Origin of the sequence: Kocuria sp. NBRC 114282 (genome assembly GCF_030268385.1) — a bacterium.
Taxonomy (GTDB): domain Bacteria; phylum Actinomycetota; class Actinomycetes; order Actinomycetales; family Micrococcaceae; genus Kocuria; species Kocuria palustris.
Genome location: NZ_BSQO01000010.1, coordinates 1 through 24311, shown reverse-complemented (window position 1 = coordinate 24311; position 24311 = coordinate 1). Strand labels below are relative to the sequence as shown.

At 67.1% G+C, this 24311-nt stretch carries 20 protein-coding genes, 1 tRNA gene and 1 pseudogene; 16 read left to right on the top strand and 6 right to left on the bottom strand.

All coding sequences use genetic code 11. The features are described from left to right. Window positions 1-21: 21 nt before the first annotated feature. From QSJ40_RS12860 to QSJ40_RS12075, 5 genes and pseudogenes are all read right to left on the bottom strand, one after another. Window positions 22-573 carry an AMP-binding enzyme gene (locus QSJ40_RS12860; protein ID WP_352156566.1) on the bottom strand — a complete coding sequence of 184 codons (552 nt, stop codon included), beginning with the start codon at window positions 571-573 and terminating at the stop codon, window positions 22-24. Window positions 574-619: 46 nt separating this feature from the next. Continuing rightward, window positions 620-847, bottom strand: a pseudogene (locus tag QSJ40_RS12855) (acyl-CoA synthetase); the annotation flags it as partial. After that, the gene (locus QSJ40_RS12850; RefSeq protein WP_352156564.1) at window positions 847-1197 is read right to left on the bottom strand and encodes an AMP-binding protein; all 351 of its coding nucleotides are present in this window, start codon (window positions 1195-1197) and stop codon (window positions 847-849) included. The pseudogene QSJ40_RS12855 and the gene QSJ40_RS12850, both read right to left, overlap by 1 nt. 21 nt (window positions 1198-1218) lie before the next feature. Next, complete coding sequence (locus QSJ40_RS12080; protein WP_285731209.1) at window positions 1219-1914, bottom strand: response regulator; 696 nt, start codon at window positions 1912-1914, stop codon at window positions 1219-1221. Further along, window positions 1911-3554: a sensor histidine kinase gene (locus tag QSJ40_RS12075; protein WP_285731207.1), complete on the bottom strand. Its 1644-nt coding sequence runs from the start codon at window positions 3552-3554 to the stop codon at window positions 1911-1913. The genes QSJ40_RS12080 and QSJ40_RS12075 overlap by 4 nt, the downstream gene beginning before the upstream one ends. A 193-nt stretch (window positions 3555-3747) precedes the next feature. Between QSJ40_RS12075 and QSJ40_RS12070 the strand changes: the two genes are divergently transcribed. From QSJ40_RS12070 to QSJ40_RS12010, 13 genes are all read left to right on the top strand, one after another. Further along, complete coding sequence (locus QSJ40_RS12070; protein WP_285731205.1) at window positions 3748-5145, top strand: cation:dicarboxylate symporter family transporter; 1398 nt, start codon at window positions 3748-3750, stop codon at window positions 5143-5145. 169 nt (window positions 5146-5314) lie between these two features. Continuing rightward, window positions 5315-6208, top strand: a complete 894-nt coding sequence (locus QSJ40_RS12065) for a ParA family protein (protein ID WP_006215814.1) — start codon at window positions 5315-5317, stop codon at window positions 6206-6208. 7 nt (window positions 6209-6215) lie between these two features. Further along, the gene (locus QSJ40_RS12060; protein WP_285731202.1) at window positions 6216-7112 is read left to right on the top strand and encodes a segregation and condensation protein A; all 897 of its coding nucleotides are present in this window, start codon (window positions 6216-6218) and stop codon (window positions 7110-7112) included. Then, entirely contained in the window at window positions 7105-7776 is a 672-nt protein-coding gene (scpB, locus tag QSJ40_RS12055; RefSeq protein ID WP_285731200.1) for an SMC-Scp complex subunit ScpB, read from the top strand. The genes QSJ40_RS12060 and scpB overlap by 8 nt, the downstream gene beginning before the upstream one ends. 383 nt (window positions 7777-8159) lie before the next feature. After that, window positions 8160-9293 (top strand): pseudouridine synthase, encoded by a 1134-nt coding sequence (locus QSJ40_RS12050; RefSeq protein WP_285731198.1) that lies wholly within the window; start codon window positions 8160-8162, stop codon window positions 9291-9293. A 2-nt stretch (window positions 9294-9295) separates the two neighbouring features. Beyond that, the gene (locus QSJ40_RS12045) at window positions 9296-10405 is read left to right on the top strand and encodes a prephenate dehydrogenase (RefSeq protein ID WP_285731196.1); all 1110 of its coding nucleotides are present in this window, start codon (window positions 9296-9298) and stop codon (window positions 10403-10405) included. Then, window positions 10387-11088 carry a (d)CMP kinase gene (gene cmk, locus QSJ40_RS12040; RefSeq protein WP_390886424.1) on the top strand — a complete coding sequence of 234 codons (702 nt, stop codon included), beginning with the start codon at window positions 10387-10389 and terminating at the stop codon, window positions 11086-11088. Before QSJ40_RS12045 ends, cmk begins: the two co-directional genes overlap by 19 nt. Window positions 11089-11133: 45 nt before the next feature. Continuing rightward, window positions 11134-12732 carry a ribosome biogenesis GTPase Der gene (gene der, locus QSJ40_RS12035; RefSeq protein ID WP_285731190.1) on the top strand — a complete coding sequence of 533 codons (1599 nt, stop codon included), beginning with the start codon at window positions 11134-11136 and terminating at the stop codon, window positions 12730-12732. A gap of 240 nt (window positions 12733-12972) precedes the next feature. Continuing rightward, window positions 12973-16425, top strand: a complete 3453-nt coding sequence (locus QSJ40_RS12030) for a pyruvate carboxylase (protein WP_285731188.1) — start codon at window positions 12973-12975, stop codon at window positions 16423-16425. Between the two features lie 90 nt (window positions 16426-16515). Next, window positions 16516-17550, top strand: coding sequence for a hypothetical protein (locus QSJ40_RS12025; protein ID WP_285731186.1), 1035 nt, complete (start codon window positions 16516-16518; stop codon window positions 17548-17550). A 324-nt stretch (window positions 17551-17874) separates the two neighbouring features. Further along, window positions 17875-18273 (top strand): (deoxy)nucleoside triphosphate pyrophosphohydrolase, encoded by a 399-nt coding sequence (locus QSJ40_RS12020; RefSeq protein WP_285731184.1) that lies wholly within the window; start codon window positions 17875-17877, stop codon window positions 18271-18273. Beyond that, window positions 18270-21185, top strand: coding sequence for a DEAD/DEAH box helicase (locus QSJ40_RS12015; RefSeq protein ID WP_285731183.1), 2916 nt, complete (start codon window positions 18270-18272; stop codon window positions 21183-21185). Before QSJ40_RS12020 ends, QSJ40_RS12015 begins: the two co-directional genes overlap by 4 nt. A gap of 72 nt (window positions 21186-21257) precedes the next feature. Beyond that, window positions 21258-21334, top strand: a tRNA-Pro gene (locus tag QSJ40_RS12010). 53 nt (window positions 21335-21387) lie between these two features. Here the strand turns inward: QSJ40_RS12010 and QSJ40_RS12005 are convergent. Further along, window positions 21388-21639, bottom strand: coding sequence for a hypothetical protein (locus QSJ40_RS12005; RefSeq protein WP_285731182.1), 252 nt, complete (start codon window positions 21637-21639; stop codon window positions 21388-21390). Between the two features lie 110 nt (window positions 21640-21749). Here QSJ40_RS12005 and QSJ40_RS12000 point away from each other — a divergent pair, with 110 nt between their 5' ends. The 3 genes from QSJ40_RS12000 to QSJ40_RS11990 form a co-directional block, all read left to right on the top strand. Continuing rightward, the gene (locus QSJ40_RS12000; protein WP_285731181.1) at window positions 21750-22922 is read left to right on the top strand and encodes an SHOCT domain-containing protein; all 1173 of its coding nucleotides are present in this window, start codon (window positions 21750-21752) and stop codon (window positions 22920-22922) included. A gap of 657 nt (window positions 22923-23579) precedes the next feature. Further along, the gene (locus QSJ40_RS11995) at window positions 23580-23888 is read left to right on the top strand and encodes a transposase (RefSeq protein ID WP_285731180.1); all 309 of its coding nucleotides are present in this window, start codon (window positions 23580-23582) and stop codon (window positions 23886-23888) included. After that, the coding region (locus QSJ40_RS11990; protein ID WP_502875255.1) for a transposase family protein at window positions 23885-24311 on the top strand (427 nt) is incomplete at its 3' end. The genes QSJ40_RS11995 and QSJ40_RS11990, both read left to right, overlap by 4 nt.

The window sequence follows — 24311 nt, the reverse complement described above, 5'->3', positions numbered from 1 at the left end:
GGGCGGATCGCCCCGCCGCTGTCAGTCGCTCGGAGCCGTGCGCTGAGCGCGCAGCTCGCGCTTGAGCAGCTTGCCGGCCTGGTGGCGCGGCAGCTCGGCCACGAACTCCACGCGCTTGGGCACCTTGTAGTCGGCCAGGCGCTCGCGGGCGTGCCGGCGGACCGTCTCCGCGGTGAGCTGCTGGTCGGGATGCACCACGATCACCGCCGTGATGGCCTCGCCCCAGCGCTCGTCGGGAAGTCCGAGCACCGCCACCTCGGCGACCTCGGGCAGTCGGTAGAGGCAGTCCTCGATCTCGCGCGGGGCCACCAGCACGCCGCCGGTGTTGATGACGTCCTTGATCCGGTCGACCACCTCGATGAAGCCCATCGAATCGCGGGTGACCTGATCTCCCGAGCGGAACCACCCGTCCGCGAAGCTCTCCTCCGTGTGGAAGACCGGGCGGCCGCACGACGTCGGGCGCAGGTCGTGCTCCTCGGGGCGAAGCACGGTGCACAGGGGACCCAGCTCGGACTGCCCGAAGCAGTTGTAGAAGCCCAGCCTGGGGAACCGGTCGCGCAGTCTCTGCAGCACCGTGGACGGCATGATCGAAGCGCCGTACTGCGCCCTTGGGGGCCGAGGTGGTCCCGGAGGTGTAGAGCACCTGCGCCAGGTCCTCCGGCGCGATCTCGACCGACGGCGCCTCCTCGCCGAGGGAGGCCTCCGAAGCCGTCTCGAGCACCGAGGCCTCCCGCTGCTCGTCGGCGGGCAGCAGGGGCCACACGGCCAGCGCCTCGGCGCCGCGCTCGCGGGTCAGATCGGCTGCCGCCTCCTCGGCCAGGCCCAGCAGGGCGGGGTCCGCGGCGATCAGGGCGACGTCCGTATCGCGCAGGATATGGCGCAGCTCCTCGCCCTTGAGGGCGAAGTTCCCGGCACGTGCACCGCGCCCATGGACGCCCAGGCCAGGAAGAGGATCGCGAAGGCGTCGGAGTTCGCGCCGAAGGCGGCAACCCGATCGTCCGGTGAGATCCCGGCCGCCTCCAGCCGCCGGGCCGTCCTGTGCACCGCCGACTCCAGCTCCCGATACGTCCAGTCGCGGTCCTCGAAGCGCAGAGCCGTTGCCGACGGACTGCGCCGGACGCTGCGCCGCAGCAGATCCCGGATCGTGTCTCCGGCCGGGGGCTGCCCGAGGGGAGGGGTGATGCACTCCGGTGCCACGGGTGCCGTCGAACGGGGCCCTCAATCGCCGCAGGACCGATACTCCATCTCGGGTCGGCCCACCGTGCCGCGGCGTGCCCGGCGCTGTGCGCGGTCGACCTCGGTCAGGTGCTCCAGATAGCGCCGAGCCGTCACGCGGGAGATGCCCGTCCGCGCCGCGACCTCGGCCGCCGACTGCCACGGCAGTGCCGCCAGCTCCTGGGCCACGCGCTCCAGCGTCTCAGGGGATAGGCCCTTGGGGCTGCCCGAGGCTGCGAATGGCCGAAGCCCATCGAGTGCTCGATCGATCGCCTCCTGATCGAGCGGCTGCTCTCCCCGCAGACTGGTGCGGTACTGCTGATAGGCGGCCAGGCGATGCACCAGCTGCTCGTGGGTGAAGGGCTTCACGAGGTAGCCGACGACTCCGAGCGAGGCAGCTGCTCGAACCGTCTCCACATCCCTGTGGGCTGTCACCGCGAGGATGTCCACGTCCTCTCCGGTGGCGCGCAGCCGGCGTGCGACGTCGATGCCGGTGGCATCGGGGAGATTCACATCCAGCAGCAGAAGGTCCGCGGGGCGGCCTTCGCGACGCAGCGAACTCACCGCTCGCAGGGCTTCTGCGGCTGTGGCCGCACTGCCCGCCGCCTCGAATCCCGGTACCTGCTGAACGAACCGCAGGTGCGCGTCCCGGGTCAGCGGCTCGTCTTCCACGACGACCACCCGCAGCTCCCTGCTCATGATCGAACCTCCTTCGAGACCAGGGGGAAGCTGAGCACGAAGGCCGTGCCGCCGTCGTCGATCACCTCGATCGCACCGCGATGGCGGTGGACGATCTCGCTCACGAGTGCCAGTCCCACACCGTGGCCGCCCACGGTGTCCGAATCCTTCGTGGAGGCGCCGCGCTGGAAGATCCGCTCCCGCACCGACGCCTCGATGCCCGGCCCCGAATCCGCGACGCTGAGGATCGCGGCGCCGTCATCATCGTGCGCGATCTCGACTTCCACCAGCGGCCCTTCGGCACCGGATGCGGCGACGGCTGCTTCGATTGCGTTGTCGATGAGATTGCCCACGACGGTCACGGTCTCCGATGCGCTCAGCGGAAGTCCGGGTGCTCCGTCCGCCGCATGGACCTCCAGTCGGACTCCGCGCTCCTGGGCCGCGGAGGCCTTGCCCAGCAGCAGGGCCGTGAGCACGGGATCCTCGATCCCTGCCCCGACGTCCCCGGCCAGACTCAAGGTGCGCTGCTGATCCGCGGCGGCGAAGCGCATTGCCTGCTCGGATTCGCCGAGCTCCAGCAGTGCGACGATCGTGTGCATCCGGTTCGCGTGCTCGTGGGTCTGCGAGCGCAGCGCCTGGGCCATCGTGGTGGTCGCACGCAGCTGTCCGGACAGCCGGGTGAGCTCGGTGTGATCGCGCAGGATCGCGACCATTCCGGCCGAGGGCTCCGACGCGCGCAGCAGAGAGACGATCAGGGTGCGCTCGCCGTGCATGATCCACTGCTCGCGGACCTCCTGCTGCCCGGTGAGCAGGTCCTGCAGCTGCGGGGGCAGACTCGCTTCCTCCAGGGGGATGCCTCGACGACGTCGCCGATCGGCCCATCGGTAGACAAGGCTGCGCCCGTCCGGCTGCTGGAGGGCTTCCAGGGCAGGCTCGGTCAGGCCCAGCAGCTCACGAGCTCGAGGGTTGGCGAGCATGAGTCTGCCGTTCTCGATCAGCAGAAGGCCCTGGGTCGCCTGCTCGAGCACGGCGTCCTGAACCGAGACGGCCTCGGCCAGCTCCTCCGGAGTCCGTCCCCCGGTGCGCTGGGAGAGGTAGCGGGCCAGGGGAAGATGGGCCGCAGCCCCGGCTGCGAGCAGCGCCAGCGCCATCCCGAGCAGCAGCGGGGCCTCGGCCCAGACTTCATCGGCGGTGTGCTCGACCAGCACCCCCGTGGAGACCAGAGCGACGATCTCTCCGTCCTCGTCGCGCACCGGTGCGGTGGTGCGGGCCGACAGGCCGAGCTGCCCCTGTTCCGTCGAGGTCCTGACCTGCCCGCTGCGCGCTTCCTCGATCGAGCCGCGGAATCGCTGCCCGATCATCTCCGGCCGAGGGTGGGTCCATCGGGTGCCCTCTGGCGACATGATGGTGATCCAGTCGAGCTCGGTGCTGCGCACGAGGTCATCCGCCAGGGGCTGCAGCTGGGCGTGGGGGTCGTCAGCACCCGACTGCTCGATCACGAACGGGTCGTCAGCCAGGGCTATGGACATGGTGCGGCTGATCTCGCGGGCTCGCTCGTCGGCATCCTGGGCGGCTCGCTGGATGAGGACGGCGCCGAAGATGGCCGCTAGGACAAGGACCAGCAGCAGCTGCAGGACCAGGACGCGGCGGGCCAGGGACATGGGAGCTCCTCGTGCGGATCGGGGTGTCCCGAAGTCTCCCACCTCGCTGACCCGCTTGTGGTCCCGCTCACGACCACAACGACCACAACGAGACGTGCATCACAGATCCCGTCAAGCTGATTGTGGCGCCGAGCGAGGCGCAGCACCGCCCACCGCCGGCCTCGTCCGGCGTCGCATCGTTCAGGAGCAGCACATGGCAGCAGCCGAGCAGCCGGGCCCGACGTCGTCGACAGCGCCCCGGAAGAAGAAGGACCGCACGCACACCCTCTACATCGCCGTGATCATCGCTGTGGTCGCCGGTGCCGTCCTGGGGCTGGTCGCTCCAGAGGTCGGAGTGGCGCTGAAGCCCGTCGGCACCGGGTTCATCGCGCTGATCAAGATGATGATCGCTCCGGTCATCTTCTGCACGATCGTGCTGGGCGTCGGCTCGATCGCCAAGGCGGCCACGGTCGGCAAGGTCGGGGGCATGGCTCTGGCCTACTTCATCGCCATGTCGACCTTCGCCCTGGCCATCGGCCTGGTGGTGGGCAACATCGTCCAGCCCGGCTCCGGCCTGGACATGAGCAACGCGACGTACGAGGTCCCCGCCGACACTTCCCATGGCGCCGGTGCCGAGGAGGGGACCGTCGGGTTCCTCCTGGCGATCATCCCCACCACGCTGGTGTCATCGTTGACCTCCGGCAACATCCTGCAGACCCTGTTCGTCGCACTGCTCGTGGGCTTCGCGCTGCAGGCGATGGGAGAATCCGGTCGGCCCGTGCTCAAGGCGGTGACCTACATCCAGGCCGTCGTGTTCCGACTGCTGATGATGGTCATGTGGCTGGCGCCGCTCGGCGCGTTCGGCGCGATCGCAGCCGTGGTGGGCGCCACCGGCGTGCAGGCCATCACGTCGATGCTGGTGCTGATGCTCGCGTTCTACATCACCTGCGCGCTGTTCATCATCGTGATCCTCGGCCTGATGCTGAAGATCGTGACCGGGGTGAACATCTTCTCGCTCATGAAGTACCTGGCCCGCGAGTACCTGCTGATCTTCTCGACCTCGTCGTCCGAGGCGGCACTGCCGCGGCTGATCGCCAAGATGGAGCACCTGGGTGTCTCCAAGCCGGTCGTGGGCGTCGTTGTGCCCACCGGCTACTCGTTCAATCTCGACGGCACGGCCCTCTACCTGACCATGGGTGCCCTGTTCGTGGCCGATGCCATGGGCACTCCGCTGGCACTGGGCGAGCAGATCACCCTGCTGCTGTTCATGATCATCGCCTCCAAGGGTGCGGCCGGCGTTTCCGGTGCGGGCATCGCCACCCTGGCGGCCGGCCTGCAGTCGCACCGTCCTGATCTCGTCGACGGCGTGGGGCTGATCGTGGGCATCGACCGGTTCATGTCCGAGGCTCGTGCGCTGACCAACTTCTCCGGCAATGCCGTGGCCACGCTGGTGCTGGGCACCTGGGTCCGTGAGATCGACCGGGACCGGGTGAGCCAGGTGCTGTCCGGGAAGCTGCCCTTCGACGAGGCGCAGATGGCTGTGGACCCGCACGCCTCGCCGACCGCCCCCGAGCAGGCACTCGAGGGCCACGAGCAGTCGAAGCTCGCCTGAGGTTCCGGCAGGCACTGCATGCGCCGCCTGGTCCTTGCCGCGGAAGCGCTCGGCCAGGCGGCGCGTCCATGCAGGTCCCGCCCCGCGGCGGTAGGGTGACTGGCCAGAGAAGGCGGGCGCGCGTCGGCGCGGCTCGCACGCCGTCCCCAGACCAGGAGTGGTTCCCACAGTGAGCAGCAAGAACGAGGATCGGTTCCCCGAGCTCGGCGAAGCCGAGACCGGCAAGGTCGGCCCCACCGGGCGCCCGCTGCGTCGCTTCCCGGACCCGCCCGAGCTGGACTCTCACGGCCCGGCGCGGATCATCGCGATGGTCAACCAGAAGGGCGGCGTGGGCAAGACGACGTCGACCATCAACCTGGGCGCGGCCCTGGCCGAGACCGGGCGCAAGGTCCTCATGGTGGACTTCGATCCGCAGGGCGCGCTGTCGGCGGGCTTCGGCGCGAACCCGCACGAGCTCGACCAGACCATCTACAACGTGATGATGGAGCGCGGGGTCGACCCCTGGGACGTGATCCTGGAGACCGAGACCGAGGGCATCGACCTCATGCCCGCCAACATCGACCTCTCGGCCGCCGAGGTCCAGCTGGTCTCGGAGGTGGCCCGCGAGCAGGTGCTGGCCTCGGCGCTGCGCAAGGTCGAGGACCACTACGACGTCATCCTCATCGACTGCCAGCCCTCGCTCGGGCTGCTGACCGTCAACGCGCTGACCGCCGCCCACGGCGTGATCATCCCGCTGATCTGCGAGTTCTTCGCCCTGCGCGCGGTGGCCCTGCTGGTGGACTCGATCGAGAAGGTCCAGGACCGGCTGAACCCCAAGCTGCAGATCGACGGCGTCCTGGCCACCATGTTCGACTCCCGCACCCTGCATTCGCGCGAGGTGCTGGACCGGATCGTGGAGGCCTTCGGCGACAAGGTCTTCGACACCGTCATCAAGCGCACCGTGAAGTTCCCGGACGCCACCGTGGCCGCCGAGCCGATCACGTCGTTCGCGACCAACCACGCGGGCGCGGATGCCTACCGCCAGCTGGCGCGCGAGCTGATCTCGCGCGGCGGCGCTCCGTGATCCGCGCATGACCGCACTCGTCCCGGAGATCGAGTCCTCCGGCCTGGCCGGGTCCGAGGGCGGCTTCGCGGTCGAGCTCGAGAACTTCGCCGGGCCGTTCGAGGTCCTGCTGGGGCTGATCGGCAAGCACGAGCTCGACATCACCACGGTCTCGCTGTCGATGGTCACCGACGAGTTCCTGGCCTACGTCCGCGAGCTGCGCCGGACCAACTCGCCGGCGGCGCTGGATGCCGCCAGCGAGTTCCTCGTTGTGGCCGCCACGCTGCTGGATCTCAAGGCCGCCCGGCTGCTGCCGCGCGGCGAGGTCGATGACGAGGCCGACCTGGCCGTGCTCGAGGCCCGCGACCTGCTCTTCGCCCGGCTGCTGCAGTACAAGGCGTTCAAGGACATGTCCCAGCTCATGGCCCAGACCATGCGCACCGAGTCCGCCCGCCAGGCCCGCTCCGTGCCGCTGGAGCCGCAGTTCGCCAAGCTCATGCCCGAGCTCATCTGGCGCGCCACCCCCGAGGAGTTCGCGCAGATCGCGATCCGGGCGCTCACGCCCAAGGAGGCTGCGCCCACCGAGGTCGGCGTCGATCACCTCCACGGCTCCGAGGTCACCGTGCGCGAGGAGGCCGATCAGCTGCGCCTGATGCTCGCCGACGGCCAGGAGCACACGTTCGCCGAGCTGATCGCCGACGCCGAGACGGTGCTGGTGGTCGTCGTGCGCTTCCTGTCGGTCCTGGAGCTGTTCCGCGACCGCGCGATCGACGTCCGCCAGGACGAGCCGCTGGCCGATGTCTGGATCACCTGGACCGCCCCGGAGGATTGGAGCCCCGAGCGGCTCTCCGACGAGCACGACGTCCCCGCCTCGACCGATTCCGCCGCCGAGGGCCCCGCGGCAGAAGGCACGCCCCATGACTGAGCAGCACGAGCCCGCCCCCGACGGCAGCGCGGACGAGGCGGCCGCGTCGTCCCCGGGGCAGGAGATCTCCGCCGGCGTCGTCGACGTCGACACCCTCCCTGGGGGCCTGGCGGCCGGGATCGAGGCGGTGCTCATGGTCGCCGAGCGCCCCGTCTCGGAGTTCGACCTGGCCGAGGTCCTGGGCCAGTCGGTCGACGAGATCCGCGCGACCCTGGATTCGCTGCGCGCCGAGTACGACGGCCTCACCGGCGATGACGTCGACCCGGCCGTGCCGCGCGGCTTCGAGCTGCGGAAGGTGGGCGGGGGCTGGCGCTTCTACTCGCGCGCGGAGTTCGCCTCGGTGGTGCAGGCCTTCGTGCTCGAGGGGCAGACCTCGAGGCTGTCGCAGGCTGCGATGGAGACCCTGGCCGTGATCGCCTATCGCCAGCCGGTCAGCCGTGCGCGGGTCTCGGCGATCCGCGGCGTGAACGTCGACGGCGTGGTGCGCACCCTGGTGGCCCGCGGCCTGGTGCAGGAGATGGAGCGCGATCCGCTGACCGGCGCGCTGCTCTACGGCACCACCCCGTACTTCCTGGAGAAGCTCGGCCTGGACTCGATCTCCGAGCTGCCGCGGATCTCGCCGTACCTGCCCGGCGTCGAGGACGTCGGCGACTTCGACGGCTGAGCCACCGCCCCTCGCGAGCGAGCTCTCGCGGCTGAGGGGAGGCGCCGGCGCGGAGGCGCCGGGGCAGCGACGCCGCGCGTGATCCCGGGTACTGCGCCGGCGGGGGCTCAGCGGATAGGATGGCCTGTCGTCCGCGCGGGAATCCCCGCGCATCACGCGGACCGGCGCAGCGGGACCCGAACGAGGGTCCGCGCCGATCGAGCGACGACGACCGCCGACCGACGCCCGCCCTCGCGGCGGCTCGGTGCGTGCTGAGCCGACTCCCACAGGACGTCAGGCCCGGCACGCGAGCGATCCCGGCGCTGCCGCTGCCCAGCATGCGAGTCAGCGCCGAGCCAGGCGGCACCGACAGACCACCACAGACCTGCAAAGGACAGTGCGACATGGCTGAGAACCATTCGAACTCCCGGGGCAAGCGCCCCTCCCAGAGCCGCGGCAGCGGCCCGTCCCGCCCCGGCAAGGGCTCGGGCGGCCGCTCCGGCGCACCGGGACGCTCCGGCGGCCCCGGCAAGGGCCCGAAAAGCGGCCCCAAGACCGGCCCCAAGGGCGCCGGCCCCCGCGGTGCAGCAACCGGAGGCCCCAAGGGCCGTCCCGGCAAGCCCGCCACCAAGGCGAATGCCGTCGGCCCCAAGGCTCCCAAGGGCCAGAAGGGCCCCAAGCCCTTCGCCAAGTCGGAGCGCTACGATCGCAAGATGCCGGACAAGGTGGCGATCTACGGACCGCACCGCCGTCGTCGTCCCAAGAACCCGCCGGTGGACCGCCTGGAGGTCCACGACTCCGAGGGCGTGCGCCTGCAGAAGCTGCTGGCCAACGCCGGAGTGGCCTCGCGCCGGGTGTGCGAGGAGATGATCGCCGAGGGCCGCGTGACGGTCGATGGCCAGAAGGTCACCGAGCTCGGCGTGCGCGTGGATCCGCGCACCGTGGATATCACGGTCGACGGGCTGCCCATCCAGCTCGATGACAAGCTCGTCTACTTCGCCTTCAACAAGCCCGAGGGCGTGGTGTCCTCGATGGAGGACCAGGAGGGGCGTCCGTGCATCTCGGACTTCCTCACCTCCTCCAAGCACCTCCAGCACCGCGTCTTCCACGTGGGCCGCCTGGACTCGGAGACCGAGGGCCTGCTGCTGCTGACCAACGACGGCGAGCTCACCAACCGCCTGACCCACCCCTCCTACGAGGTGCCCAAGACCTACCTGGTGCAGGTGCGCGGGCCCATGGAGAAGGGCATCGGCGACATCATGAAGGCCGGCGTGGAGCTCGAGGACGGCGTGGCCAAGGTGGACGAGTTCCGCCTGGTCGACTCCGTGCCCGGCCACATCCTGGTCGAGGTCGTGCTGCACTCGGGGCGCAACCGCATCATCCGCCGCCTCTTCGATGCCGTGGGCTACCCCGTGGAGCGCCTGGTGCGCACACAGGTGGGCCCCATCCGCATCGGCGATCAGAAGCAGGGCGTGGTGCGCGATCTGTCCAACACCGAGGTCGGGCACCTGCTGGCCTCGGTGGGCCTGGAAGGCTGAGGGTGGCCGCTGAGACCGCTGCCGAGGGCCCCGTGCTGATCATCGGCGCGGGCCTGCTCGGCGCCTCGGTGGGCCTGGGCCTGCGGCATCTGGGTGTGAGCACCTGGCTGCGCGATGCCTCCCCGACCGCCGAGGCCATCGGCGCGGATATCGGCGCCGGCAGCTCCGAGCGCCTGGCCCTGGCGGCGGGGGAGACCGTCCCCGAGCCGAGCCTGATCGTGGTGGCCACGCCTCCGGACATCGTCGTGGAGACCGTGGCGCAGGCCCTGGCGGAGCACCCGCAGGCGATCGTCACGGACGTGGCCTCGGTCAAGTCCGCGATCCAGGAGGGTCTGCGCGCACGCGGTGCGGATCTGCGCCGCTACGTGGGCTCCCACCCCATGGCCGGGCGCGAGCGCTCCGGGCCGGTGGCCGCGCGCGGCGAGCTGTTCACGACCATGCCGTGGGTGCTGTGCGCAGCGCCGGAGACCGATCCGGCGGCCGTGAAGCGCGTGCGCTCGCTGGCCCAGGACCTGGGCGCGCACGTCACGGAGCTGGAGGCGCATGAGCACGACGCCGCCGTGGCCCTGATCTCGCACGTCCCCCAGGTGATGTCCTCGCTGCTGGCCTCGCGCCTGCAGGACACGCCGCTGCACCATCTGTCCCTGGCGGGGCAGGGTCTGCGCGACACCACGCGCATCGCCGCCTCCGATCCGGGGCTGTGGGTGCAGATCCTCTCGGCCAATGCCGGCTCGATCGTGCCGTCGCTGCACGGCGTGCGCGAGGACCTGGACCGGCTGATCAACACGCTGGAGGACCCCACGGGCCCGGGCGCGCGCCTGGACATGGCCGAGCTGATCGCCGAGGGCAATGCGGGTCAGGCCCGGATCCCGGGCAAGCACGGCGGAGCCCCCAAGGCCTTCGCCCAGCTCACCGTTCTGGTGGATGACAAGCCCGGCAAGCTGGGCGAGCTGTTCAGCGCGGTCGGCGAGACCGGGATCAACCTGGAAGACTTGCGCCTGGAGCACTCCCTGGGCCGGCGCGTCGGCCTGGCGGAGATCTCCGTGGACCCGAACCGTCGGGACGAATTGGTGGAGGCGCTCGAGCAGCGCGGATGGAAGGTGGTCCAGTGACCGAGCACAGCACCCAGGCCGTGGTGGCCATCGACGGGCCCTCCGGGTCCGGCAAGTCCACGGTCTCCAAGGAGATCGCCCGCCGGCTGGACCTGGGCTACCTGGACACCGGGGCCATGTACCGCGCCGTGGCCTGGTGGGCCGTGCACAGCGGCATCGACCTGGGCGACGGCGATGCCGTGGTGGAAGCCGCCCGCACCGCACCGATCGAGGTCTCGACCGATCCCGATCAGCAGCAGGTCCGCGTGGACGGCCAGGACGTCACCGCGGCCATCCGCTCGACCGAGGTGACCGGCGCGGTCTCCTCGGTCTCCACCATCCCGGCCGCGCGCGAGATCCTGGTCCGGCGCCAGCGCGAGATGATCGAAGCCTCCGGTCGCCGGATCGTGGCCGAGGGCCGCGACATCACCACCGTGGTGGCCCCCGACGCCGACGTCCGCGTGCTGCTCACCGCCTCCGAAGCGGCCCGGCTCTCCCGCCGAGGCGCGCAGCTGGGCTCCTCGCAGTCCAAGGAGGCCCTGGCCGCGCAGGTCACCGGCCGCGATGCCAAGGACTCCAAGCTGGTGAACTTCACCGACGCCGCCGACGGCGTCACGCACCTGGACTCCTCCGAGCTGAGCATCGAGCAGACCGTCACCGCCGTGATGGACCTGGTCCTGCGCGCGGTCCCCGAGCTCGCCTGAGCCTCCCCGCACACTTTTCCGCACCACATCAGAAGGAGGGGCCCGATGCCCGAGACCCCCGAGAACACGAACTACGACTCCGAGTGGTCCGGCCCCGGCCCTGAGGGAGCGCCTCAGCGCCCGGCGGATCAGTACGAGGAGAAGATCCTCGGCGGCGGCGATCAGGACATCTCCGAGCGCCTGGCCGCGATCGACGACGACGAGGCCGAGCTGCGTGCCGAGGCCCTGCGCGAGGGCCTGGAGGACTACGACCTCGACGAGGAGGACCTGGCCCTGCTCGCGGAGTGGGCCGGCGACGACGTCGCGGACCTGTACCGCAAGCCGGCCCCGGTGGTCGCCGTGGTCGGTCGCCCGAACGTCGGCAAGTCCACGCTGGTCAACCGCGTGATCGGCCGTCGCGAGGCCGTCGTGGAGGACGTCCCCGGCGTGACCCGCGACCGCGTGCGCTACTCCGCCGAGTGGATGGACCGGCCCTTCACCATGGTCGACACCGGCGGCTGGGAGGCCGACGCCACCGGCATCGATCACTCGGTGGCCGAGCAGGCCGAGCTCGCCGTGGAGCAGGCCGATGCCGTGCTGCTCGTCCTGGACACCACCGTGGGTGTGACCGCCACCGACGAGGCCATCGTGGGCATGCTGCGCCGGGCGAACAAGCCTGTCATCGTGGTCGCCAACAAGGCGGATTCGCAGGCCATGGAGCTGGAGGCCACCGCGCTGTGGTCGCTGGGCATGGGGGAGCCGTACCCGGTCTCCGCGCTGCACGGCAAGGGTGCGGCGGATCTGTTGGACGCCCTGTTCGAGATCCTGCCCGAGTTCTCCGAGGTGGCCGAGCCCGAGCTGGTCGGCGGACCGCGCCGCGTGGCACTCGTGGGCCGCCCCAACGTGGGCAAGTCCTCCATGCTGAACAAGCTGGCCGGTTCTGAGCGCGTGGTCGTCAACGAGCTGGCGGGCACCACCCGCGATCCCGTGGACGAGAACATCGAGCTCGGCGGGAAGACCTGGCGCTTCGTGGACACGGCGGGCATCCGTCGTCGTCAGCACATGGCCAAGGGCGCGGAGTACTACGCCTCGCTGCGCACGCAGTCGGCGATCGAGCGGGCCGAGGTCGCGCTGATCCTGCTGGCGGTCGACGAGCCGCTGGCCGAGCAGGACGTGCGGATCGTGCAGACCTCGATCGACTCCGGCCGAGCGATCGTGCTGGCCTTCAACAAGTGGGACCTGCTCGACGAGGAGCGCCGGTACTACCTGGAGCGCGAGATCGAGAAGGACCTGGCGCACGTGGCCTGGGCCCCGCGCGTGAACGTCTCGGCCAAGACCGGCTGGCACAAGGACAAGCTCGTCCCCGCCCTGGAGACCGCGCTGGAGTCCTGGGACACCCGCATCCCCACCGGGCGCCTCAACGCGTTCCTGGGCGAGCTCGTGGCCGCGCACCCGCACCCTCTGCGCGGCGGCAAGCAGCCGCGCATCCTGTTCGGCACGCAGGCCTCCACGCGCCCGCCCAAGTTCGTGCTGTTCACCACCGGGTTCCTGGATCCCGGCTACCGCCGCTTCATCGCCCGACGGCTGCGCGAGACCTTCGGGTTCGAGGGCACGCCGATCGAGGTGACCATGCGAGTGCGCGAGCGCCGCTCCCGCAAGCGCTGAGCCCCGCACTCTCCACGACGGCCCCGATCCCTTCTGCGCGACAGGGATCGGGGCCGTCGTCGTGCCCGGGGCCGCGACGGCCGCTCGGTGAGTGTCCACGGGGCCTCCGCCGCGGGGCTCGGTGACGGACGCGCCCCGAAAAGTGTGGTCAGACCACATCGAGTGCGTAAGCTGGCCCACAACTGCTAGTACCCCAAAGGGGGCGGCGGCTCGCGTCGCGCTCCCGGAGATGGAGTCTCTGTGTTCTCGAAGATCTTGGTGGCCAACCGCGGTGAGATCGCGGTGCGCGCCTTCCGCGCGGCGTACGAGCTCGGGGCCAAGACCGTGGCCGTGTTCCCCTACGAGGATCGCAACTCGATCCACCGGCAGAAGGCCGATGAGGCCTACCGGATCGGGGAGGAGGGCCACCCGGTCAAGGCCTACCTGGACGTGGACGAGATCATCCGCGTGGCCCTGGAGTGCGGCGCCGATGCGATCTACCCCGGCTACGGCTTCCTGTCCGAGAACGCGGAGCTGGCAAGAAAGTGCGCGGACAACGGCATCACGTTCATCGGCCCCGCAGCAGACGTCCTGAGCCTGGCCGGCGACAAGGTCGCAGCACTCAAGGCCGCCAAGAAGGCCGGGATCCCCACGCTGGACAGCTCCGAGCCCTCGGACGACAAGCAGCAGTTGCTCGAGTGGGGCAAGGAGATCGGCTTCCCGGTCTTCGTGAAGGCCGTGGCCGGCGGCGGCGGGCGCGGCATGCGTCGCGTGGAGTCCGAGGACAAGCTCGAGGACGCACTCGATGCCGCCATGCGCGAGGCCGGCACCGCGTTCGGCGATCCCACCGTGTTCCTGGAGCAGGCTGTGCTCAAGCCGCGGCACATCGAGGTCCAGGTCCTGGCCGATGCCACGGGCGAGACCGTGCACCTTTTCGAGCGCGACTGCTCGCTGCAGCGCCGCCACCAGAAGGTCATCGAGATGGCCCCGGCGCCGAACCTCGACGAGGACATCCGCCAGGCCTTGCACAAGGATGCCGTGGCGTTCGCGAAGGAGCTGGGCTACCTCAACGCCGGCACCGTCGAGTTCCTGGTGGACACGGTGGGCGAGCGCGCCGGGGAGCACGTGTTCATCGAGATGAACCCGCGCATCCAGGTGGAGCACACGGTGACCGAGGAGGTCACGGACGTCGACCTGGTCCAGGCCCAGATGCGCATCGCCGCGGGGGAGACCCTGGAGCAGATCGGCATCCGCCAGAAGGACCTGTACGTCCGCGGCTTCGCCATGCAGTGCCGCATCACCACGGAGGATCCGGCCAATGGGTTCCGCCCGGACGTCGGGAAGGTCTCGGCCTACCGCTCCGCAGGCGGTTCGGGCGTGCGCCTGGACGGCGGCACGATCTACGCCGGTGCGGAGATCTCCCCGCACTTCGACTCCATGCTGGTCAAGCTGACCTGCCGCGGCCGCGACTACCAGACCGCCGTGCACCGCGCCTCGCGCGCGCTCGCCGAGTTCCGCATCCGCGGCGTGGCCACCAACATCCCGTTCCTGCAGTCGGTGCTGCAGGACCCCGAGTTCCTGGATGGGCAGATCACCACCGACTTCATCGAGCGCCACCCGGAGCTGCTCGAGGCCCGCGGCTCCGCCGATCGCGGCACCCGGGCGCTGCAGTACCTGGCCGATGTCACCGTCAACCAGCCCAACGGCCCGCGCGTGGAGGGCATCGATCCACGCGAGAAGCTGCCGCGCCACCCCGGTGACAAGACCGAGGAGCCGGACCGCTCGCCGTTCGACGGGCCCTCCGAGGCGCCGTACCCCGAGGGCTGGCGCAGCTACCTGCTCGAGCACGGCCCGGAGGAGTTCGCGGCGCACCTGCGCTCCAAGACCTCGGTGGCCGTCACCGACACCACGTTCCGCGACGCCCACCAGTCTCTGCTGGCCACCCGCATCCGCACCCGCGACCTGCTGGCCGCCGCTCCCGCCTACGCGCACACCGTGCCGCAGCTGTTCTCCGTCGAGGCCTGGGGCGGGGCGACCTACGACGTCGCGCTGCGCTTCCTGGGCGAGGACCCCTGGGACCGGCTGGCCCGCCTGCGCGCGGCCATGCCGAACATCCCCATCCAAATGCTGCTGCGCGGGCGCAACACCGTGGGCTACACCCCGTACCCGGTGGAGGTCACGGACGCCTTCGTGAAGGAGGCCGCGGCCACTGGCGTGGACATCTTCCGCATCTTCGATGCCCTCAACGACGTCTCCCAGATGGAGCCGGCGATCAAGGCCGTGCGCGAGACCGGGACCGCCGTGGCCGAGGTGGCGCTGTGCTATACCTCCGATCTGCTGGATCCGGACGAGACCGTCTACACGCTGGACTACTACCTGGACCTGGCCCAGCAGTGCGTCGACGCTGGGGCGCACATCCTGGCGATCAAGGACATGGCCGGTCTGCTGCGCCCGGAGGCCGCGCGCCGTCTGGTCACCGCGCTGCGCGAGAAGTTCGACCTCCCCGTGCACCTGCACACCCACGACACCGCCGGCGGGCAGGTGGCCACGCTGCTGGCCGCCGTCGAGGCCGGGGTGGATGCCGTGGACGTCGCCGCCGCCTCGATGGCCGGGACCACGTCGCAGCCGTCGGCCTCGGCCCTGGTCGCCGCGCTGAAGCACACGGAGCGCGAGACCGAGCTGTCCCTGGACGCGGTCTCCGACCTGGAGCCGTACTGGGAGATCGTGCGCGGGATCTACTCGCCGTTCGAGTCCGGCCTGGCCGGGCCCACCGGGCGCGTGTACCGCCACGAGATCCCGGGCGGGCAGCTGTCCAACCTGCGCCAGCAGGCGATCGCGCTCGGACTCGGAGAGAAGTTCGAGAAGGTCGAGGACATGTACGCCGCGGCCGACCGGATGCTGGGGCACCTGGTCAAGGTGACGCCGTCGTCCAAGGTCGTGGGCGATCTGGCCCTGCAGCTCGTGGGCATGGACGTGGATCCGGCAGAGTTCGAGGCCAACCCGCAGAGCTTCGACATCCCCGATTCCGTGATCGGCTTCCTCAACGGCGAGCTCGGCACCCCGCCGGCCGGCTGGCCCGAGCCGTTCCGCACCAAGGCGCTGGAGGGGCGGCACGAGACGCCGGCCGATACTCCGCTGTCGGAGGAGGACCGCGCCGGTCTGCAGTCGGATGATGCCGCTGTGCGCCGCTCGACCCTGAACCGGCTGCTGTTCCCCGGCCCCACCCAGGAGTTCGAGTCGCGTCAGGCGGAGTACGGCGACATGTCCGTGCTGCACACCCGCGACTTCCTCTACGGCCTGCTGCCGGACAAGGAGCACATCGTCTCCCTGGGCCGCGGCGTGCGCCTGCTCGTCACCCTGCAGGCCATCTCCGAGGCCGACGAGAAGGGCATGCGCACCGTGATGGTCACGCTCAACGGGCAGATGCGCATGATGGAGGTCCGCGACACCTCGGTGGCCACGGACTTCGTGGAGGCCGAGAAGGCGGACAAGTCCAACCCGGGGCACGTGGCGGCGCCCTTCGCGGGTGCCGTGACGCCGACCGTCTCCGAGGGGGACACGGTCGAGGCCGGCGACAAGATCGCGACGATCGAGGCCATGAAGATGGAGGCCTCGGTGACCACCCCGGTGGGCGGCACGGTCAAGCGCGTGGTCGTCCAGGGGCCGGCGCAGGTGGCCGGCGGGGATCTGGTCGTGGAGATCGAGACGGAGTAATCCTGCTTGGGTCCTGATAGACGATGGCGGCCCCGGCGATCTGCGGATCGGCGGGGCCGCCGTATTAAATGCTTGATTGGATGACCCTAAATGAGAATTGAAGTTATAGGATCCGGAGCAGAAGTTCAGATTCTAGTTGATAATGTACTTCAAGAAGATGCAATAATAGAAATCCAGGAAACAATTAGAATACCGTTCGGACTAGTCTACCTCAATGGTCAGCGCATGCATAATGCCGATGTCTGGATGGATGGCGTCCTTAGGTTCACGATACCGCCCTGGAGCGAATTGGTCGATCTCGCTTATGACGCTGCGGAATCGGGGGATTGGATCAGAATTGATTCGATCGTCAACAATTTGGATTTACCGAAGATGGAGCTCATCAGAGGCATTGTCCGTTTGAATGAGAAAATTCAAAAGTCTCCCGAGCGGGGGGCGCTGTTGTTGTGGGAATCTTGGATGCGAGTCATAGCAGTATTTCGTGAAAACGCAAGAGAGCTTGCTGTAATCATCGATGACATAGAAGGTAGCGAGGGGCCACCGGACAGGGAATTTTCATTTCTTCCGTATCTGGATCGCGCACTCATCAATTATGTGGTGTCGTTCAAATTTGTCCTTGATCATTTGAAATGGATTAATGACCGACTCCCAGATCGTCCGGAATTTGGGGCCATACCCTCCCGCAGGGGGAGGCTTGAGAAGGTGGATGTCGTCGCGTTCGCTATAATTTTGAGAAATCATTTGACGCATGGCTCGGTGGTCGACCCGTCGCAGCATTTGGAATTTGCAGTGGGGGGTGCACGACTCACCCTAAATTTGGTTCCCCGTGTGTTGCTGGATGAGGAGACCTCTAAGAATCCATACTCGCGTTCGGCAAAACGGTATATCGAAAAACACTTGGAGCGGCTCTCCATCAAAAAGTTTGCGAGTGAACTAAAAAAAAATACACTTGAATTCTGTGAAGGAATTCTGGAAAACATCGAGTCGTGGCATGCTCCTGAGATTTCTCAAATCGCCGACTGGCGAGACGAATTAAGCGTAATGCAAAGAGATCTCACTTCAATGACTCAGCACGATTCGATTTCTGATGTTGAGCCGTTGGCATATGACCTGAACCTTCGATAGGAGGTGGATTTGTTGCGATATGCCGGTCGGGGTGCCAGGTTAATTTCATCAATCACACCTATGGGTGGTAAGAGTTAATTCAATGCAAATTTAGATTCCGGTATCGTTGAAGTGCATCGAATTTGTATTATAGGATTTGCCAATTCCATCTCAATGTCAGATACCATTAAAATTTACCATTGGTGTGAGTATGGGCGGTGAGCCGTCCTATTATTAGGCTGCTCGGTTGCCGCCGAATTCATCTGTCGTCGAGTTGGCGCGTCGGTTGGATACTCACCGTAGGCTGCTCCTCATCGGGTGAGTCAACGGAGCAGGAGCCACAGAGTGAAGAAGCAGGTCGACGTCGTAGGCGCAGTGCTGGTACACGGGCAGACAGTGCTGGCCGCGCGGCGCAGCGAGCAGATGAGCCTGCCCGGTATGTGGGAGTTCCCCGGCGGGAAGATCGAGCCGGGGGAGACGCCCGAGGAGGCGCTGGCTCGCGAGCTCGTCGAGGAGCTGCAGTGCACCGCTGAGATCGGCGAGCACGTGGAGACCACGGTCTACGAGTACGAGAAGATCATCGTCTCCCTGGCCACCTACTACTGCACTCTGCGCGAGGGCACGCCCCGGCTCACCGAGCACTCCGAGATCCGCTGGGTGCCCGTGGCCGAGCTGCAGGGGCTCGACTGGGCGCCGGCGGACATCCCCGCTGTCGAGTGCGTGATCCAGGACCGGCAGGCATGAAGCGCGAGGCGCTTCGCGCAGACACCGCGTTCGGCTTCCTGGACCGGCAGACCGCCTCGGAGCAGCTGCACCATCCGGTGCTGATCTCCAACGACGACGAGAACACGATGCTGCGCGGCATCCTCGACGAGCTGCGCCGCTCCCGCAGCTTCCTGTTCTCCGTCGCGTTTGTGACCACCGATGCCCTGGCGATGCTCAAGCAGCCGCTGCTCGACTTCGTGGCCGCCGGCGGCACCGGGCGGATCGTCACCTCCACCTACCTCAACTTCAATGCCCCGGACGCCCTGCGGGAGCTGCTCGCCCTGCCCGGCATCGAGGTCTACGCCCACCTGGATCCCAGGCGCGGCTTCCACTCCAAGGGCTACGTCTTCGACCAGGACCTGGGCACCACCGCCATCATCGGCAGCTCGAACCTGACGTCGAACGCGCTGCTGCGCAATCGCGAGTGGAACCTGCGCTTCTCCGCGCTGCCCGAGGGCGATATCGCCGAGCAGCTGCGCACGGCGGTGGACCGGCAGATCGACGAGGCCGTCGTGCTCACCCACGAGCTCATCGACGCCTACGCGATCGAGTATGCGCAGCGTCCGCAGCTCGTGGCGGCTCCCGTCGACGGCTTGCTCCCGCCGGCGTCGTCGGGGATCCCGACGACGATCGTGCCCAACTCCATGCAGGAGGAGGCGCTCGAGCGGATCGAGCGGCTGCGCCTGGCGGGGGAGCGGCGGGCCCTGGTCATCTCCGCGACGGGCACCGGCAAGACGATCCTGGGCGCGCTGGAGGTGCGCCAGGCGAAACCGCGCAAGATGCTGTTCGTGGTGCACCGCGAGCAGATCGTGGACAAGGCGCTCAGTGAATTCCAGCGCGTGCTCGAAGAGCCTGCCGATCACTTCGGCAAGTTCGTGGCGCAGCGACGGGAACTGGACCGCCGCTATGTCTTCGCCACGATCCAGTCGATCTCCCGCCCCGGGGCGCTGGAGGAGATCGAGGCCGCCGGCTTCGACTACGTGATGATCGACGAGGTCCACCGCTCCGGCTCACGCACCTATCGGGAGATGATCGATCGGCTCACCCCGGATTTCCTCCTGGGGCTCACCGCCACTCCGGAGCGCACGGATGCCGTCGATGTCTTCGAGCTCTTCGATCACAACGTGGCCTACGAGATCCGCCTGCAGGCGGCACTGGAAGCCGACATGCTCGTGCCGTTCCACTACTACGGCGTGCAGGACTTCCAGTACGAGGACGGCACGACCGTCGACGAGACCGCCCAGCTCTCGCGACTCGTGGCTCCTGAGCGCGTGCACCACCTGCTGCGGATGATCGAGACCTATGGGCACAAGGGCGACGTGCGTGGACTGATCTTCTGCAGCCGCGTGGAAGAAGCACGCGAGCTCAACGAGCTGCTGAATCTCTCCGCCGTCAACGGCAAGCGGCTGAGGACCGAGGCGCTGACCGGTGCGCAATCGCAGCAGGAGAGGACTGCCGTCGTCGAACGCCTTGAAGCCGGGGAGCTCGACTACATCCTGACAGTCGACATCTTCAACGAGGGCATCGATATCCCGTCCGTGAATCAGGTGGTGATGATGCGTCAGACGCAGTCGCGGATCATCTTCACGCAGCAGCTCGGGCGCGGGCTGCGGCTGGCCGAGGGCAAGGACCATCTGCGGGTCATCGACTTCATCGGCAACTACGCGAACAACTACCTGATCCCGATCGCGCTGTTCGGAGATTCGTCGCTGAGCAAGGACCAGCTGCGCCGGCAGGTCCTTGGCGCGCAGACCGCCGGAGCGATCTCGGGCCTGTCGTCCGTGAACTTCGACGAGATCTCCCGTGACGCCATCCTGCGCTCCATCTCCGACACGAACCTCGATTCGCTGGCCAACCTCAAGACCGCGTACCGCGAGATGCACCAGCGGCTGGGGCAGCAGCCGTGGCTCATGGACTTCGCTCGGTTCGAGACCGTGGACCCGGTGGTGCTGGCGACGGCCCGGGCCACGTCGTACTGGGACTTCCTGGTGAAGGCCAAGGCTGCCGATGCTGCACCCACCGCGCAGCAGCGCGGCTTCCTGGCGTTCCTGGATCACGAGCTGCTGCCCGGCAAGCGCCCGCACGAGCTCCTGCTGCTGCAGGCGCTGCTCGATGGCCAGTCTCTGACTCGCCCCGAGTTCCGCGATCTGCTGCGCTCCCAGGGGCTGGCCGATGACGCTCGCACGGTTCTGTCGAGCGAACGGGTGCTGTCCTACCGGTTCTTCACGCAGCAGGAGACGACGAAGTACGGCGGTGCCGGCGTCGTCGAGACGACGGGGGAGCGGTACCGGCTCTCGGAGGCGTTCCTGGCCGAATGGGAGGCCGACGAGACGTTCCGGGCCCACGTGCGCGATGCGATCGAGACCGGGCTGTACCTAGCGCGTCATCGCCACGGCTGGCGCAGCGAGCTGCAGCAGGGGCAGCGGTACTCGCGCAAGGACGTGTGCCGGCTGCTGGGGTGGGAGTCGAACCAGCAGGGCGTGATCTTCGGGTACAAGATCGACGCCGCAACGCAGACCTGCCCGATCTTCATCACGTACCACAAGGACGACGACGTCTCCGCGTCCACCAAGTACGAAGACGAGCTGCTCGATCCATCGACGGTCCGCTGGTACACGCGCAGCCGGAAGACGCTGGAGTCTGTGGACGAGCGACGAATCGCCGCCGAAGAAGTCCCGCTGCACGTGTTCGCCAAGAAGGACGACGCCGAAGGCACGGACTTCTTCTACCTGGGCCAGGCTGCTCCGCGCGATGCCGAGCAGACGCAGATGCCCGGCGGGTCCGGGAAGATGCTGGACGTGGTGACGATGAAGCTGGACCTCGAGGCGCCGCTGGACGACAGCCTGTACGAGTACTTCCTGCGCCCGACGTCGCCGGGTGCGTCGATGTGAACTTGGCCCAGCGGTGCGGTACAGTACTGCGAGTGCTCGGAGCGATCCGGGTGCAGTGGACGGCAACGTCCACGGGATGTGGCGCAGCTTGGTAGCGCACCTGACTGGGGGTCAGGGGGTCGCAGGTTCAAATCCTGTCATCCCGACCATGTGATGTCGCACGACATCGGAATAGCCGAACCTACGGTTTTCGTAGGTTCGGCTATTCGTTTTTCTGGGGTCTGGTGCGTTGTGGTCCGTGGGGCTTGCCGGTGGGCTGGTAGTCGCGGTTCGGGTTGAGGGTGAGTTCGCGGAGGATCTCTCCGGTGGCGGCGTCGATGACCCGGATGTGAAGGCCGTGCACGAGCAGCAGGACGTAGGTTCCTGCGTAGGTTCGCCCGATGCCGATGTGGTGAAGCTTCCCGTTGTGCCGCAGGGTCACCACGCCTGCTTTGTCGATCCGATCGGTGCGCACTCGGTCGTGGATCTGGGCGGTGGTGGTTGAAATGGGTGCCGAACGGACTGCGTGAAATACCCCAAACCGGGTTAGAATGTGCCGAAGGCTGCTATGGAGAGGTGGAGTGTATGGAACCTGAGATCACCGAGGGTGCGAAGTTTGATAACAAGCCGAAAACACTTGCCAAGAGAATGGCGAACCTTGACCCTGGTGAAGAAGTATTCTTTATCGGAAATTGTCCGGGAATCAGTGATGGGCTGAACAGCTTCTATTTAACTACATTCGGATTCGCTGGATTCCTGTGGTCGAAAATTGAGCAACGGTTTATGTATCGTGATGTCGCTGGGTACAGTGACACCAAGAAGGGCGGAGTGATTATTCGTCTGAACGGCGATGCGCGTGATATTTCGATTCAGAAACTGAATTCAGAGGAGCGGTTCGCGCTCAAGGCAGCTTTGGATATTTTTCCGAGACTCGGATCAAATATCGAAGCATGGCACGCTTGGGTGGATCACCGTAAGGAGCTCGCCGCTGAATATGTGCCGACACAGAAAGAGATCGCTAAAGAGGCGCGTAAGGCTGAGGTCGCTGAGCGGGAAGCCTCTGCAATAGCAGAGGCGGATTACCGACGCTCCCTCAAGGAACGAGCTGCGACGAAGACATGGCCCAACACGCGTCTCCCAAATGGCTCACCCAACAAGGCGAGCGGGCTGACAATTTTGCAACATTGTCACGATGGAGAAGAGCCGTGGTTCATATTGAAAAGTTCCCAGGCTGGCTGTTTGGCTTGCTTTGATGATCGCCTCATGGTCGTCAAGGCTGGGAATATGCAAGGATTTATGGCCGGGGCAATGTTTGGAGGGCGAAGTGCGACCTTCTACTTCCACGACATCAACGCCATTGAGTTCAACAAACAACCATTTGGGAGCGTGCTCGAGATTCTAACCGCATCCTACCAGGGGACCGGGAATCATGACTTCTGGAGAGGGGCTTCAAAAAGTCGCAATGCGGATTCTGGCGATCCGTGGACACTCAGCAATACCTTGCCTATCGATAATCGCGAATATTTAAATGCCCATGCTGAAATGTCGGAACTGCGACGACGAATCGCAGACGCAAAGCGGCCTGTTGATTCCGTCCCCGCGCAAATCGCTCCCTCAGGGGGGCGGCCGATGACAGAATTGGCAAACGATCTTGTCTCCCAGCTCGCGAAGCTGGGAGAGCTTCGAAATGCTGGCGTACTGACTGATGAGGAATTTCAAATAGCCAAGTCTCGGATGCTTTCGGACCCGAATGCTTAAGGGCTCGAAGTAGACTCTGGCGACTTGCTGTGTCTTGATTAAATCGGGTCAAGTTCTCTGTGGCTACTTTGCGGGTTCCCGGGCTTGGTTGAGGGCCTCGTAGTGCGCGTGTCAAACTTTGTCGGGGTGAACTTCCCCAGCGAGTCATGCGGTCGTCGGTTGTTGGACTAATCCACTAAAATCACGGACGCAAATTCGATATTGGCAAGCGTCCGGTACATACCGGACTGGAACACTGTCGTGTGGAGGTAGTAAGTCTAGAACAGGCCGTTCATGATCTCCATGGGCGCGTTGTAATACGTGTCAAAGTCAATCCCGATCGAAGGCTCGATGCCTTCCAAGGTCAGGTGCTCGGTGTGCCAACCAAGGGTGTACCGAGATCCTGCGTCGATGTGAGTGATCAGATCGCCAGGTGAGTCGGGTGTCCTTCGCGTCCGAGCTGCCACAGCGCGATCTGGATCGAAAAGTCATCACGAGATCGGTGCGCATGCTCTTGGAGGCGTGCCAGCCGACGATGCGCTGGGCGGACACGTCCACGATGAACGCCACATAGACCAACCGGGTCCAGGTCCTCACGTAGGTGAAGTCGGGACTGCCGCACGGATAGGTGACATCTGATCTGGCTTGCCCGTTGGGCGGCCTGGAAGGATGTGCACCATGCCCGCTCCCTACCCCCAGGAGTTCCGCGAAGACGTCGTGCGAGTGGCCCGGTCCCGTGAGGACGGCATCACCATCGCGCAGATCGCGAAGGACCTCGGCGTCCACGAGATGACGCTGCACAAATGGATCCGCCAAGCCGACATCGACGACGGCAACCGCCCCGGCAGGACACGGGAGGAGTCGACCGAGCTGCGCGAGGCCCGCAAGCAGATCCGGCTGCTCCAGCAGGAGAACGAGGTCCTCCGCCGTGCCGCGGCCTACCTGTCCCAGGCGCACCTGCCGGGAAAAGGTTCTACCCGCTCGTGAGTGAGCTCGCCGCTGACGGCATCCCCGTCGCGGTGTCCCTGCGGGTCCTGAAGCTCTCCCGCCAGCCCTACTACCGCTGGCGCCACCAGCAGGTCACCCAGGCTGAGCCGACTGAGGCCTACCGCGCCAACGCGTTACTGGACGCCCACCTCGACGACCCCGAGTACGGGTACCGGTTCCTGGCCGGCGAAGCCGCCGAGGCCGGCGAAGTGATGTGCCAGCGCACGGCATGGAGGATCTGCCGGGACAACCAGTGGTGGTCCGTGTTCGGGAAGAAGCGCGGCAAGAACGGAAAGCGTCCCGGGCCGCCGGTCCACGACGATCTCGTGAAGCGGGACTTCTCCGCCGATGACGTCAACGAACTGTGGCTGACCGACATCACAGAGCACTGGATCGACGAGGGAAAGCTCTACCTCTGCGCCA